This is a genomic window from Moraxella sp. CTOTU47579, from assembly GCF_032004885.1.
GTDB classification, from domain to species: domain Bacteria; phylum Pseudomonadota; class Gammaproteobacteria; order Pseudomonadales; family Moraxellaceae; genus Faucicola; species Faucicola tetraodonis.
Genome location: NZ_DALZOJ010000001.1, coordinates 276,570 through 291,400, shown reverse-complemented (window position 1 = coordinate 291,400; position 14,831 = coordinate 276,570). Strand labels below are relative to the sequence as shown.

Genomic DNA, 14,831 nt, shown 5'->3' with positions numbered 1-14,831 from the left:
ATACGCTTAAGGATTGTGTTGAAAGTTGCTTGGTATAATTCGGTTTTAACTATATTATTGTTGACGGTATCAAAACCTAACGTTTGATAAATCGGTTTTTGACGCGTGGCGCGATTGGTGATATCAATATCAATAATTCCCAACTTGGTCGCGCTAGTTTTATTAGTATCTGTATCCCATAGCGTTTTCATTAAACTACTATTGACGTCAAAGAACACCATCGGATCTTGGTTACCACCGCACATAATGACAGGCATTGTTGGTAAATAGCCACGCAAGTCATTGGCTTTTAACGCTTTACGCAGGGGATGTTCAGGCAGTGTGGCAGGCACTGGGCTATAGTTGGTATAACCTTGTAAATAAGGCACTGCCCAATCGACATTTTTTTGGGCATCCGCCAAGTACCCTAATCGGTAGTCATTTTTGACTAAATACTGCGTCGTATCAAAACCAAAACTAAATGCTGGGTCAGACGGTGATAACGCATCGAGCGTTGAATTGCCCGTTGGGGCTTTTTGAAACATCGCTGAGGCAGGCAATTTACCACTTAAAATGAGCTGCATATCAGTCATGCTGGCGCTAGGCAGTAGTGAGGGGATTTCATCGGCATTGGCTGGCGCGAACATGTCACTGGGTTTGGCATAAATATTGCCATATTGCTCTTGATAGTTGCGAGCCATCAGCGGGGCAAAAAACGTCGCACCGAGCATAACTTTGCCACCAAATACCACATCACCAAAGGCTTCCATGGCATAGGGTCCAGAAATTGGCAGGGCTGCTGTCACAGGTTCTTTGAGCGTTTCAAGATAGCGCGTGGTTGCCATGGTGACATAGCCACCTTGAGAATAACCTGTGATAAACAATTTGCCATTGTCAGCAACATTGGTTGCACTGCCCGTGCGGCGTACCACTTCCCTGCCTGCTTTTAACGCATCTGCCATCTCGTGTGACTGCTGCTGTGCATTGAGGTACGGATGATAAGCTAGGCTTGATTTGTCATAACCTGCATAATTGGGTGAGACAACCACATAGCCTTGCCCTGCAAACAAAGCCGCTAACAATGTCGCCGCCGGTCCTGCTTCATTATTGGCATTACCGACTTCTGCAAAATTATAGGCTTTGGTCGTTGCCGTACCGTGGGCATTGAGTACAATGGGTCGATTGCCGCTACAGCTTGCATCCGTGCCTGTTGGAATAAACACAGCACCCGTCGCATCGGTCTTATTACCTTTGACATCGACGGTATCATATTGCATGTATTCTACACGCACACCGCACTTGGGCGTGGCTGCAACTTTGCTAAAATCGGGGTCTGTGGTATTAAATAACTGGGTTAAGGCGCTGGCGGTGAGATTTTTGGTCGTTAATGGATCTTTGATTAAATTACCTGTGGGCAGTGAAGCAACGCCTGTTTTGGCAGGTGGCGTTGTAGTGGAATCATTATCGCTACCACAAGCGGCTAAGGTTGATGCCAAACACACGGAGATAAAAATTTTGGTTAGGTTAAAAGCAGGGTGGATTAAATCAGACTGACGGTGCATCTCATACTCCTTATGAGGAAATTAATGGTTCATATCCTTGAACAACGCATCATGTTACCCAAAAAAAACGGGCATGAAAACGATACGCTCATCATGCCAGTTTTTATACTATTTGAACATCCGTTTCTAAAAAAAATTACTACTGAAACAAAAAAACCTAAAGTAGCTCTAAACAGGTTTGCGTTTAAGCTTGCTCCAAACCGCAGTTACTGGGCCCGATAAGGCGTAAATCACGCTAATCGCCAGCAGTCCTGCAGGAATATTATACAGCACGATACCGAGCGCAAACACAATCAAAATCAATGCCACAAACGGGACACGCTTTTTATCAAACTCTTTAAAGCTATAGTATTTTAAATTACTCACCATCAAAAAGCCCGCAATCACTACCCAAATGGCTGCCAAAATTTGAAAAGCGGGACTGGTCGCCGGCAATTCAACTTGCCAATCCATATGTACCATCACAAACGTCGTGACTAAAATAGCGGCTAACGGACTTGCTACCCCGACAAAGTATTTTTTATCAACAACACCAATTTGTACATTAAAACGCGCCAGTCTCAGCGCGGCACAGGCAGCATACACAAAGGCGCAAGCGATACCAATACGCCCCAACGGCTCTAACGCATAATGATAAATCAATAACGCAGGCGCAAGTCCAAACGCGATGCAGTCGGCTAGCGAATCTAGCTGCTCGCCAAAGGGACTTTGTGCATTGAACAGCCTTGCCGCCCGACCATCTAACCCATCTAGCAATGCCGAGATAAAAATCGCCACACAGGCACGCATATAATGCCCTTCCCCCAACGCGCTTTGGGTAATCGAATAAAATGCCGCAAGCAGCGACAATAGCGTAAATGAATTGGGAATTAAATAAACGCCTTTTTGCGCAATCGTTTTATCAGCGACACGCGCATTTTCAATGACTTCAAAGGTGAGCCCATCGTAGTCATCGGTTTCTGCCAATTCACGGTTACGCTGATGCTCAAGCTGAATCGGATTGATATCCTTAGTGTGCTGTTGCGGCTGTTGCGGCTGTTGTAATGCGTCGATGGGCGTCTTGATAAGGGTTGGTTGGTTATTATCGTTATTCATTGATTATCCTTGCAGGTTGTCTCTTGCAGGTCGTCTATAATAAATCGTTTATTGCTAAGTGCATCGAGCTCGGTAACAAATTGCGAAATTTGGCGGGTTTTGTGACCAGTTAACCCGCCAAGTGTGACATTATTCGCCAACCAACCATTGTACTTTGGTGCGCTGCTCCACACTCATTTGTGGGCTTTCAGGATGCTGCAAAATTGGCTGTAGATATTGCAAAATCTCTTCGGCTTTAGCATCAAATTGCCAAGGTGGGTTAATCACCAACATACCCGTCCCATTTAAACCCATCGGCAAATCGGGTGGGAAAATATTCAGCTCAAGTACCAACTGACGGCGGATTTCGGTGCGTTTCATTTTTTTATAAAACAGCTCAACCGCATCGTTGTTTTTGATGGGATACCAAAGTGCCAATACCCCGGTTGACCATTTTTTATGCGCTTTGACCAATAAATCTACCAATGCGCTAAAATCACGGTGTTCCTGTTCAAAGGGGGGGTCGATTAAAATTAACCCGCGTTTTTCTTGCGGTGGTAGCACCGCCAAAATTCCTTCATAGGCGTTGCGATGTTGCACGCCAATGGGCAATTGGTGCAGTTGGTAGTTGAGCGCATCAAACTCGCTTGCTTTCCATTCAAACGCTTCGGCGCGATTGGTAATTTCTGGGTGAGCGTCTTGTTGTTTTTCGATGTGATGGGCAATAAACCAAGGCGAACCTGGATACACATGCTTATCGTAGAATTTTTTGGCGTAGCCAATATCTTGTAGATAGGTTTGCACCGCCTGTGGCGCTTGGCTATTATCTTGCGCTAGCAGTTTGGTAATGCCATGGATGGCTTCACCCGTTTTTTTGGCTTCATCACTGGCAAGTGAATACAAACCGCGACCACCATACGCATCCAAAATATAGTAAGGTTTTGGCTTGGCGCTCATCATCTCAAGTAATTGGAGTAATAAAACGTGTTTTACCACATCAGCGAAGTTGCCCGCGTGGTAGCTGTGTTGATAATTCATAATAAATTTTTCGTAAACAAATTAGCAGGTATGGTAGCATAGCTATCAAAAATTGGCGAAGTTTTTGCTAGAAGTTTTTGCTAAAAATTGCCCAGTTAAATGTTAAACAATGCTGGAGGAAACACAGCGCACATGCCAGAGTTGAATTTTATCCTGCCCAACTGGTTTGAAAAAATAAATGACGCACAGCTTGACGGTCTGGTTAATGACGGTTTTATCGTGCTAGATGACTGTTTTGACGTCAAATTTTTTCAGGCGTTACAAAAAGAGAGTGGCTTGATTGATTACCATGCCGCCAATTTGACGCAGGGTGAGCGAATCACTAGCATTCGCGGGGATAGCACCCGCTGGATTGATGAGCACTGCCCGATTGGTATGCAGTATCTACAAGCGATTAATGAGCTCGCGCAATTTTTTAATCAAACCTTATATACCGGCATTCGCCGTAGTGAGGCTCATTATGCCCGCTACCCTGCAGGGTTTGGTTATCAGTGGCATTCAGACAACCCGCAAGGGCGTGATGAACGTGTGTTATCGGCGGTTTTTTATCTCAATGACGGTTGGGGGGCGCCCGATGGCGGTGAAATTGTCGTCATCGATCACCATGACACACAGCAACAATTACAGCCCCAAGGTAACAGATTGGTGGTTTTTAACAGTAACTTAGTCCATCAAGTCGCAATCACCCATCGTGAACGCTTCTCTATTGCCACTTGGATGAGAAAAGATGGGCTAATTAGCCAGTAATAAACTTGCCGCAATCCCCCACATCACAACCCCGATGAGGATATCAAGAATTTTCCAAGACAGTGGTTTGGCAAATAGCGGCTGCAGCATACGCGCACCATAACCCAAACTAAAAAAGAAAATAAACGAAGATAAAATTGCACCCAACGCAAACGCCAGTTTATCGGTAACCTGTGATGCAATCGTCCCAAGCAAAATCACCGTATCTAAATACACATGGGGATTGAGCCAAGTAAATGCCAAGCACATGGCAATCACTTGTTTTAAATTACCAACGTCTTCACCCTGCGCCACGAGCGATTGGTTTGATTGATAAGCGGCAATAAAACTTCGGGCGCCATACACAATTAAAAACAACGCCCCTGCGTATTTTGCGATGGTGATAATCAGCGGAAATTGCGAAATCAGCTTGCCAAAACCAAACACGCCACCCGTAATCAACACCGCATCGGATAACGCGCAAATCAGACACACGATAAACACAAATTGTTGTTTTAGCCCTTGTTTAAGCACAAACGCATTCTGTGCCCCAATCGCCAAAATTAACGAAAAGCACACGCTCATGCCCATTAAAAAAGTAGAGATATTCATCGATACCACAAGTCCCCAGTAACATTCGCAAAAAACACAAAAAAGCACAGTGAGAAAAAAGCATAGCGAGAAAAAAAGCGTATTGTAGCCAAAATGCTGAGCGATTGCGAACAATGCGACCCGCTAAGGCGCTAATTTATGCTAATATGCAGCGCAAATAAGCGAGCTTTTTGAGAGATTTTTAAGAGATTTTAAGGAAACGATAATGACTGATTATGCCAGTAACGCCACTGATTTAGACCACCTTCAAGCGCAAACCTTAGCACTGAGTTTACAGCTGATGCGCGAGCCATCAGTGACGCCAACTGACCTTGACTGTCAAAATATACTGGCTGAGCGGCTTAACCACCTTGGGTTTGATTGTGAATTTTTATACTTTGGTGAAAAAGGTGCGACAGGACGCGAAGCAGAAGTCAAAAATTTATGGGCAATTCGTCAAGGTCGTGGGCAGGCGCAGGCGCCCGTATTATGTTTTGCAGGACATACCGATGTCGTGCCCACGGGCGATGTCAGCCAATGGACTTATCCGCCATTTGAGCCTACTATCAAAGATGGCATACTGTATGGGCGTGGTGCTGCAGACATGAAAACAGCGATTGCGGCATTTACTGTCGCTGTTGAAAATTTTGTCGCCAAGCACCCCAATCATCACGGCTCAATTGCTTTCTTAATCACCGCTGATGAAGAAGGTCCTTCGGTTAACGGTACAGTCAAAGTGGTGGAAACATTGCAATCGCGCAACCAACCCATAACCTATTGCTTGATTGGCGAACCCTCTAGCACTCACACATTGGGCGATATCATCAAAAATGGTCGCCGTGGCTCGCTTGGCGCCGTTGTGACAGTCACTGGCAAACAAGGTCATGTTGCCTACCCGCATTTGGCAGTGAACCCTATTCATTATGCCTTGCCAGCCCTATCCGAGCTTTGTAGCCAAACTTGGGACAATGGCAATGCGTATTTTCCCGCCACCACCCTGCAAATCTCCAACCTTAATGCAGGCACTGGGGCTAACAATGTGATTCCTGCAACTTTAAGCGCCGAATTTAATTTTCGTTTTTCAACTGAGACCAACGATGAGAAACTTAAAGCGACCACCCATGCGATTTTTGACAAGCATTTTCAAGACGGTGCAGCCAGTTATCACATCAATTGGAAATTATCAGGCAACCCATTTTTGACGCCGCAAGGCAACCTCGTCGGCGCCTGTCAATCCGCGATTAAAGCCGTGACAGGGACAGATACAGAGCTGTCAACCACAGGCGGCACTTCAGATGGTCGTTTTATCGCAACGCTGAATGTTGACAATAGGTCGCCTGAAGTGGTTGAGCTTGGCGTGCGTAATGCAACCATCCACCAAATTGATGAGTGTGTAGCAGTTGAAGACTTGGGCAAACTTGCCGCAATTTATGAGCAAATATTACAAAACTTACTGTTAAACTAAATACTGTTAACCTACATATGGCATGCTAACAGCCCAGTGATACGGCTAATTTTGCTGGGGTTGGCAATCTTCGTGAGGTTGGCAAATGATTATTTACCCAAGTCAATGACATCAAAAAATGTTATTTTTGGCTGACGCATTAAGCAAACGTGGGTAATTTTTCATGGGTAAATTAATTTAGCTACTGCTCATTAACAATCTAGTATGAAGAAGAATCTAGCATTCAGCTTAATCTAGTTCGTCTAGCCAAGCCATTTGAATCGCTTCTAGTTGTTTTTCGGTCGATTTGGTTGGGTCATCGCCAAATTCTTCCAACTGCGTCACATACCGATGCAAATCGGTAAAACGAATATATTGCACGTCTTCATCAGGGTATTTTTCAGAAAGTTGAATGGCAATTTCTAACGTGTCGTTCCATTTGAGGGACATATTTTTTCTCCAGTTATTTGATGGGGGTGAGTTTTTTGATTTCGTTAAGATTGTCTTGCCAAGTTTTGATGACAGGATGAGCTTGTTCATCTTGCTGTACAATGACGCTGGTCGGTTGCACTTGCCCATCCAACATCAATACAATTTTGGTCAGTGCCACCACATTTAAGTCATTTTTCACCCAAAACTCGTGGCGAAAATACAGGTATTTTTTATCCCAAGCCAATAATTGACTGCGAAGCGCCAATTTATCCAACAAAAAGCTTTCTTTGATATAAGTTAATTGTTGCGATGCAATCACCCAACCTAGCTTGTCCGTTGGACGTTGCTGCATCAGCCACTGTTGGATGTTAAGCTCAATAAAGCTTAAGTAGCGATAATTAGGCACATGGTGACGAAACCCCATATCATGTGGCAAAATCCGATAGTAGCGGATGATCGCATCGCTATAGCTTGGTTTGGATGACTTTGCTTTATCGGATTTTAGCATCAAACATAAGATAAGGTAACGAAGTAATAAATTCATGAATTTTCCTTGTGATATCCGCCTGATTATAGCAAATAAAAAACCCTGACTAAACTGGTTAGTCAGGGTTGATTGAAGTTACAAAAACTTAGTGACCTGTACCATTGATATGGCGAATCATGTCTTCTACTACTTTTTTGGCATCGCCAAAGATCATCATGGTTTTGTCCATGTAGAACAAGCTATTATCAAGACCTGCGTAGCCGGCACTCATTGAGCGTTTGATGACCATCACGGTTTGCGCTTTGTTTGCTTCAAGAATTGGCATACCAAAGATCGGTGAGTTTGGATCGTCTTTTGCCGCTGGGTTGACCACGTCATTGGCACCGATAATCAGCACAACATCTGTACCTGCAAAGTCGGAATTGATTTCATCCATTTCTAAGATATCTTCATACGGCACATCTGCTTCAGCCAATAGTACGTTCATATGACCTGGCATACGACCTGCCACGGGGTGAATGGCAAAACGCACGTCCACGCCTTCTTCTTTGAGCATTTCATAAAGCTCTTTTACCGCATTTTGCGCACGGCCTTGCGCCATACCATAGCCTGGCACAATGACGACACTGCTAGAGTTTTCCATCATAAAGGCAGCATCTTCAGGTGAGCCTGTACGGTAAGTTTTGGGTCCGGTATCTTCTTCTGTCGCAGCGGCTGAGCTGCTTGACATACCGCCAAACAATACGTTGAGCAGTGAACGGTTCATGGCTTTACACATAATGTAGGACAAAATCGCCCCAGATGAACCCACCAGCGAACCTGCGATAATCAACATTGAGTTACCTAGGGTAAAACCGATACCGGCTGCTGCCCACCCAGAGAATGAGTTGAGTAGCGATACCACCACAGGCATATCACCGCCACCAATCGGCGCAATCCACATCCAGCCAAAAATAATAGCCAAAATGGTCATGGCATAAAACGCTGGCATAGATTGGGTGGTAAAATACATAATACCAAATGCTAACATCGCGATGAACAATAGCGCTTGGACAGGTTTTACCCAACTGCCTTTAATCGTCTTTGCCCAGCTTTTTGCCGCCAATTTACCAAAAGCAAACATTGACGCTGAGAAGGTAATTGCGCCAATAAAACAGCCGATAAATAACTCAAACCGCGCGATGGTGCTATGCTCGACACCTGTATGCAACACGCTCGCTAGTGCGATGGCAACCGCCGATAAACCGACTAAAGAGTGCATCAAAGCCACGGTTTCTGGCATTTGCGTCATGGCAACGGTACGTGCTTTCCAAGTGCCGACCACCGCGCCTAGTACCATCGCGCCAACAATTAATACAAATACCGGACTGGGTGCCAAGAAAAAGGTAGTGATAATAGCAATCGCCATACCTATCATACCGAATCGGTTACCACGGATGGCGGTTTTTGGACTTGATAAACCCCGTAAGGTTAAAATAAATAGCACCGCACCAATCAAATAAAACCAATCAGCGTGTTGGGCGACCCAATTCAAATTCTCATTCATCAAGCATTTCCTTCTTTGTTTGGCTCAGCTTTGGCTTTTTTATCTTTTGATTTAAACATCGCTAGCATACGTTCCGTCACCGAAAAACCACCAAAAATATTGATGCTGGCTAAAAATACCGCAAACGCCCCCAAAAGACTTGTTGGGGTAAACATATCCCCATTGATGCTGACGGTCTGCAGCATGGCACCGACGATGACAATACTGGATAATGCATTAGTCACTGCCATGAGTGGGGTATGCAGTGCAGGTGTTACCCCCCAAACCACGTAATAACCCACAAAAATAGCCAAAACAAAGATACTAAAGATTGCCACAAATGGGGTGGCAGATGTCGCAGACGCTAATAGGGTCAATAACATAAAACCTCCTAACCTCGATAGGTAAAATTAAATGAAAATTAGGTTAGCGACTGGCTAACAATACTTGACCTTGGCTAGTAACCAGCAAGGCTTTTTGGATTTCATCTTCTGGATTAAGCGCAAACACTTTATTGTCATCCATCAAGGTTGCAAAAAAGTTATACAAATTGTTGGCATACAATGCCGATGACTGCGCCGCCAAGGTCGATGGAATATTGGGCACACCCATGATGGTGACACCGTTTGGGGTGATGATATTTTGTCCGACCACTGAGCCTTCTACGTTACCGCCTGTTTCCACGGCCATATCAAGTAGAATTGAGCCAGATTTCATTTTATCGATGGTAGCTTGGTGTATCAAACGCGGGGCATTGCGACCAGGAATTTGAGCCGTGGTAATCACGATATCTGCTTGGCTGACTGCTTTATCGACAACCGCGGCTTGGTCTTTGATATATTGCTCAGACGGTGTCCAAGCATAGCCGCCTGTGTCTTTGGCTTTGGCTTTTTCCTCATCGCTCATGGGAACATCGAGCCATTTACCACCGACTGACTCCACTTGATCACGCACGGTGGGACGTAAGTCACTGGCTTCCACAACCGCTCCCAAACGACGCGCGGTGGCAATCGCTTGCAAACCCGCGACGCCCACGCCTAGGATGACAATACGCGCAGGTTTCACCGTACCTGCCGATGTCATAAACATGGGGAAAGGACGACCAAACTGGTTAGCAGCCAAAATCACCGCTTTATAACCTGCCAAGTTGGCTTGGGATGACAGCACGTCCATGTTTTGTGCCCGCGACAAAGTTCGGGGCAATAGCTCCATGGCATACACTTTGGCGTGGCGATTGGCATAGTCCTGCAAATTGGCATTGCGATACGGATTCATCATACCGATGACAATCGCTTCTTGTTTTAGCTGGTTGATTTTTTCAATCGGTAAGCTATTGACCGTGAGCACCACATCACTTGTTGAGATCGCATCATCAACAATTTGCGCCCCTGCTTGTTCCAACGCATCATTGGTAATAAACGAACCTTTACCGGCATCGCGTTCGACCACAATACTGTGACCCAACTTGATGAACTTTTTAATGGTATCGGGGGTAATCGCAATCCGATTTTCATATAATGCAGTTTCTTTTGGTACACCAATTTGCATACACTCTCCTCAAGCGGTTCGGTTGGATTCTCAATCCACAACTGACGATTAGCTTAGACAGTTATAAATTAAAAAAATGATAATTAAATTACCATAAATATAATTAATTATGCAAAACAATTCTAGGCGGAATAACAAGTAAATTTGACTGGTGCGTATAAAAAAAAGTTATCAATAAAACTTTTTACAAAATTTTCTTTTAACAAGATGGCTTTCTGAAGATTAGTTTATTTGCGTATTGCGTTTTTTAACCTTGCCATTGTCGATTTTAAATTCATCAAAATCTTGGGCAAGCCAAAAATTACCTTGATAACTGGCATCCACTTCTGCCCGAATATGTGACATATTTAAAGTTTTACTGCTAGGTTTATCAAAAGGTTGAAAACGCGCGCTAAAATGGGTCAAAATCAGGTTTTTTAACCGTGATAACTGCGCAAACTCGGCAACTTGCTTGGCGGTTGAATGCATGGAGTCAAAATAGTTAGGGGCTAATTTTCGTTTATCAGCAATTGCTTGGGTATAAGTGGCCTCGTGTACCAACACATCGGTATCTGATATGGCATCGGCTAATAGCTCAGGTGAGTCATTGTCACCTGCGACTATTAGCACGGTTTTATGCAGCGTGGTGGTGACAAAATCCGCGGATTTTAGTAAGGTGTTATCATCTAGATTGACGTCAATACCGTATTTAAGCTTTCCCCATAGCCGTTTATCTAGCACGTTAAGCTCGGTGAGTTTTTGGGTCAATAAGGTTTTTTTGGACAGGCGCTGGGTGAATTTAAAGGCGTGGCTAGGGATACGGTGTGATAGCGCAATCACGTCAACTTGTAGCTGATGGTCATCTGTCAAATCCAGCGTGATGGGTTGGTAACTATCTCCCTGCGCTCTATTTTCAATGGCGATAAAATTAATGTCAAAACTTATCATCAGCGCTGTCGTGGCTTGCACGGCTGCAAGATAATCGGCAATGGCTTGTGGAGCGATAAGGGTTAATGGATGCTTGCGCCCACTCATCGCCATACTAGCCAATAACCCTGGCAAGCCATAACAGTGGTCACCATGCACATGGGTGATACAAATCAATTCTAGCTGCATCACGGACAACGGGGTTTTGAGTAATTGATGCTGGGTGGCTTCCCCACAGTCCACTAATACCCAAGGGACGTTTTTTGCTTTGCTATAAGGATTGATGAGTGATACAGCAAGCGCGGTGACGTTGCGGTGTTTGGTGGGTATCCCTGCTGATGTACCCAAAAAAGTGAGTGTTAACATGATTGCCTCTTGATCAAACGAGTGTTACATCGTTATAGTGAATCTTTATCAATTTAACTATAAAATAAAATGCGCTAACAAATTTCACAACAACTTTTGACTGGGCTATGACATTGACTTCAACGCATCCTTTTAATCCTTAGCTTTTACCTCTTATGCTGTGTCTGACCAAATGGGCAAGTCTGTTTTAACCATCAGCCTTGTACTTGTCGATAGGCGGATTTGGGGCGTGCTTGGTTAATGGTCCAACGGCTGACGGCGGGCTGCCTGCTTAAGTTTTAAAGATTTGGTAACAGATAATAGCAATAATAATTTGGCAAGTGGGTTATTATTGGGGATGATTTCACTGAGTTTTGGTATACTCAATGCTGCTTGTATCACCTCTTATATCACCTACTGAACACAATAAGGAAATGCTATGTTCAAGTTTTTTACCCCACTCTGTTTCTCATTAAGTTTATTTGGCTGCCAAGCTGTTAGCTCAGATCAGCAAAACCACACAACCATGCCTCAGCCCATCAAGAAACCTGAGATGATGTGCACCATGCAATATGATCCTGTCTGCGTCAAAACTATCAATAATGGCATCGTCCACTATCAAACCTATGGCAACGCTTGTATGGCAAATAATGGCGGCAATGCTATGGACAAGACTATGAGTATCACCAAGGGTGCTTGTGGGTCGGACACTAGCAAGTAACTGAGTTAATAAGTAACTGGGTTAGCAAATGACTTGGCTATGATAATTTAGCCTGCCATAACGTTGCACTAGCTTGTTTGCCATAGCTTACTGACGATAAAATGAGCGAAGTGTTATAATCCCCTCTAATTACTTTGTGTTAAAGGTTTTGCATCTGTATGGCATTAGCGCTGATTATTGATGATGAAGTAGATTTGTGTCGCTTGATGCAGATGACACTCAAAAAAATGGGCATTGAAACCAAAGTCGCCTATGACTATGCCACCGGCATCAGCCATCTTCAAGCGTATAGTTTTGACTTTTGCTTAACCGATCTCAAACTTCCTGATGGCACAGGACTAGATATCGTTAAATTTATCAGTAAAAATTATGCCAAAACCCCTGTGGCAGTGATTACCGCCCACGGTAGCATGGATTTGGCGATTGAAGCGTTAAAATTGGGCGCCTTTGATTTTGTCAACAAGCCACTTGAGCTATCACGGCTACGCCAGTTGGTCGAAAACGCCTTAAAAGTGGCAGAAAATGCCCATAAACTCAATTGTAAAGAAGTCTATGATCCTTTTAGCAATCGCCTAATCGGACAATCTAACGCCATTACCCAGCTCAAAACCACCATCCAAAAATTGGCGCGTAGCCAAGCGCCCGTATTTTTGTGGGGAGAATCGGGCACGGGTAAAGAAGTCGTTGCCAAGCTCATTCATGATTTAAGCCCACGCTGCTCTGCCAATTTTGTGCCTGTTAACTGCGGCGCCATCCCATCAGAGTTGATGGAAAGCGAGTTCTTTGGGCACAAAAAAGGCAGCTTTACTGGCGCTACCGCAGATAAAGAAGGGTTATTCCAACAAGCAAATGGCGGTACGCTATTTTTGGATGAAGTAGCGGATTTGCCGATTTCCATGCAAGTCAAATTATTACGCGCGATACAAGAAAAGAAAATCCGCTCCATTGGAAGCACCCAAGAGATTGCCGTGGATGTGCGCCTTTTATCCGCTACCCATAAAAATTTGGCTAAGCTTGTCGAAACGGGTGAATTTAGACAAGATTTATATTATCGCATCAACGTGATTGAAGTAAAATTACCCAGTCTCAATGAACGGCGTGATGATATTTTACTGTTAGCCAATCATTTTATCTCTTTGATTGCAGACGATTGGGGACTAGCGCAGCCACCGACATTATCGAATGAAGCCGCGGTTCAATTGACAAACCATCACTTTGCAGGCAACGTGCGTGAATTAAGAAATATCTTAGAGCGGGCGATTACCCTAGCTGATGATAATGTGATTAAAGCCCATCATTTGAATTTGCCATTATCAGCCGCCAACGTACCGGCTGACACTCCTAGAATCCATGAAACCCAAAAAACTCATGAAATCACAGAAAACTCCAATCACCCCGTCTTATCAATACCGAGTCAACCGAGCGCGCCAAAAGTTGAGCCCTTAGCCGAGCCTAAATCCGCTTCCAACAGCCCCATCAATACTTCCTATGGCAGCAACTTGTTTGCAAGTGGTTACAAAGTCAAACCCAATATTCAACTTACGCCCACGCCCACACCAACCCAATCCACCCATGATGCGTTAACCCATGAATCGTTAACTTTAGATGCGCCGATAGGGAATATCAATGCACCTAATTTAGCCCAGCCCTCTGCTGAAGAAGGTCAACTGCCTGCCGAAGGGCTGGAAGAATATTTGATGAATCAAGAACGAAAAGTCATTATCGCGGCGCTCAACTGCAGTGGTTGGAATCGCACCCAAGCTGCTAAACTGTTAAATACAACGTTTCGCTCACTGCGCTACCGTATGAAAAAATTGGGCATTGATAGTGACAGTGATATTAATAGTGATAGTGACAGCGATGAGGATTAAAAACTTCGGATAAAGGACAAATCGATATTTTTTGATAAATCTACTATCCCTACTTGGTCATAACAAGCTAGTGGAAAACGCCGGCGGATGCCTAACCACTGGTTTGCTGATTGAGCAAATAGCACGAATCGATTGCCTTTTTCATCGAGATTATTGTCGATATTGTCAATTTGATGCAGGCATTTTACCGCAATGATATCAATGTCTAATGTAACAGCGGGTTTTTGGTACAGAAGTCTGTCTTGTTGCTGTTCAAACTTCTTGGTGAGTTGTAACCACTGCCAATAATCTATTGGCTGCGCAAATGCTAAATAAGCCACTTGGTTAAAATAAACCGCTGTATTGGATGTTTGCTGGTTTACATCGTCGTTTAAATTGTTATCACTACAAGTATCTTCACTACTATGAATCGCGCTGAGGGTCAAAGTGCCAAAGTTTTGCAGCCAGTCTTTGGCTTTTTGTAAATAATAAAGTTGTTTGACATTACTGGCTAACGACAAAACACAGGCTTCGATGACTATGACATCACGCGGTGGTACACTCATACTCAAATGCTCAAATAAACATATTTTTTGCTTAGGC

At 44.2% G+C, this 14,831-nt stretch carries 15 protein-coding genes; 4 read left to right on the top strand and 11 right to left on the bottom strand.

The annotated features are described in order from the left end of the window. From RTP55_RS01305 to RTP55_RS01295, 3 genes are all read right to left on the bottom strand, one after another. A partial coding sequence (locus RTP55_RS01305; protein ID WP_312383622.1) for an alpha/beta hydrolase family protein occupies positions 1 to 1,541 on the bottom strand: 1,541 nt, incomplete at its 3' end. A gap of 168 nt (positions 1,542 to 1,709) precedes the next feature. After that, a complete protein-coding gene (pssA, locus tag RTP55_RS01300) occupies positions 1,710 to 2,636 on the bottom strand; it encodes a CDP-diacylglycerol--serine O-phosphatidyltransferase (protein WP_222118086.1) in 927 nt (308 codons plus the stop codon). Between the two features lie 129 nt (positions 2,637 to 2,765). Beyond that, complete coding sequence (locus tag RTP55_RS01295; protein WP_036604382.1) at positions 2,766 to 3,653, bottom strand: 23S rRNA (adenine(2030)-N(6))-methyltransferase RlmJ; 888 nt, start codon at positions 3,651 to 3,653, stop codon at positions 2,766 to 2,768. A 132-nt stretch (positions 3,654 to 3,785) separates the two neighbouring features. Between RTP55_RS01295 and RTP55_RS01290 the strand changes: the two genes are divergently transcribed. Next, positions 3,786 to 4,400, top strand: a complete 615-nt coding sequence (locus RTP55_RS01290; protein ID WP_312114407.1) for a 2OG-Fe(II) oxygenase — start codon at positions 3,786 to 3,788, stop codon at positions 4,398 to 4,400. Here RTP55_RS01290 and RTP55_RS01285 read toward each other — a convergent pair. After that, positions 4,386 to 5,000, bottom strand: a complete 615-nt coding sequence (locus RTP55_RS01285; protein ID WP_409418397.1) for a LysE/ArgO family amino acid transporter — start codon at positions 4,998 to 5,000, stop codon at positions 4,386 to 4,388. The two genes, RTP55_RS01290 and RTP55_RS01285, sit on opposite strands and share 15 nt — an antisense overlap. 196 nt (positions 5,001 to 5,196) lie before the next feature. Here RTP55_RS01285 and dapE point away from each other — a divergent pair, with 196 nt between their 5' ends. Beyond that, positions 5,197 to 6,435 carry a succinyl-diaminopimelate desuccinylase gene (gene dapE, locus RTP55_RS01280; RefSeq protein ID WP_312383603.1) on the top strand — a complete coding sequence of 413 codons (1,239 nt, stop codon included), beginning with the start codon at positions 5,197 to 5,199 and terminating at the stop codon, positions 6,433 to 6,435. Between the two features lie 228 nt (positions 6,436 to 6,663). Here the strand turns inward: dapE and iscX are convergent, their stop codons facing one another. From iscX to RTP55_RS01250, 6 genes are all read right to left on the bottom strand, one after another. Continuing rightward, entirely contained in the window at positions 6,664 to 6,864 is a 201-nt protein-coding gene (gene iscX, locus RTP55_RS01275) for a Fe-S cluster assembly protein IscX (RefSeq protein ID WP_007116656.1), read from the bottom strand. 13 nt (positions 6,865 to 6,877) lie between these two features. After that, the gene (locus tag RTP55_RS01270; RefSeq protein ID WP_312383600.1) at positions 6,878 to 7,390 is read right to left on the bottom strand and encodes an acyl-CoA thioesterase; all 513 of its coding nucleotides are present in this window, start codon (positions 7,388 to 7,390) and stop codon (positions 6,878 to 6,880) included. Between the two features lie 88 nt (positions 7,391 to 7,478). Further along, entirely contained in the window at positions 7,479 to 8,867 is a 1,389-nt protein-coding gene (locus RTP55_RS01265; protein ID WP_312383652.1) for an NAD(P)(+) transhydrogenase (Re/Si-specific) subunit beta, read from the bottom strand. Between the two features lie 11 nt (positions 8,868 to 8,878). Further along, the gene (locus tag RTP55_RS01260; RefSeq protein WP_076776182.1) at positions 8,879 to 9,241 is read right to left on the bottom strand and encodes a proton-translocating transhydrogenase family protein; all 363 of its coding nucleotides are present in this window, start codon (positions 9,239 to 9,241) and stop codon (positions 8,879 to 8,881) included. Positions 9,242 to 9,284: 43 nt separating this feature from the next. Then, positions 9,285 to 10,406, bottom strand: coding sequence for a Re/Si-specific NAD(P)(+) transhydrogenase subunit alpha (locus RTP55_RS01255; RefSeq protein ID WP_099833975.1), 1,122 nt, complete (start codon positions 10,404 to 10,406; stop codon positions 9,285 to 9,287). Between the two features lie 222 nt (positions 10,407 to 10,628). Continuing rightward, positions 10,629 to 11,678, bottom strand: coding sequence for a ribonuclease Z (locus RTP55_RS01250; RefSeq protein ID WP_312383598.1), 1,050 nt, complete (start codon positions 11,676 to 11,678; stop codon positions 10,629 to 10,631). A 418-nt stretch (positions 11,679 to 12,096) separates the two neighbouring features. On the opposite strand from RTP55_RS01250, the gene RTP55_RS01245 reads away from it, so the two are divergent. Then, positions 12,097 to 12,378, top strand: a complete 282-nt coding sequence (locus tag RTP55_RS01245) for a subtilase-type protease inhibitor (RefSeq protein ID WP_312383596.1) — start codon at positions 12,097 to 12,099, stop codon at positions 12,376 to 12,378. 158 nt (positions 12,379 to 12,536) lie between these two features. Next, entirely contained in the window at positions 12,537 to 14,249 is a 1,713-nt protein-coding gene (locus tag RTP55_RS01240) for a sigma 54-interacting transcriptional regulator (protein WP_312383595.1), read from the top strand. Here the strand turns inward: RTP55_RS01240 and RTP55_RS01235 are convergent. Further along, entirely contained in the window at positions 14,246 to 14,794 is a 549-nt protein-coding gene (locus RTP55_RS01235) for a hypothetical protein (protein WP_312383594.1), read from the bottom strand. The genes RTP55_RS01240 and RTP55_RS01235 overlap by 4 nt on opposite strands. Positions 14,795 to 14,831 lie beyond the last annotated feature (37 nt).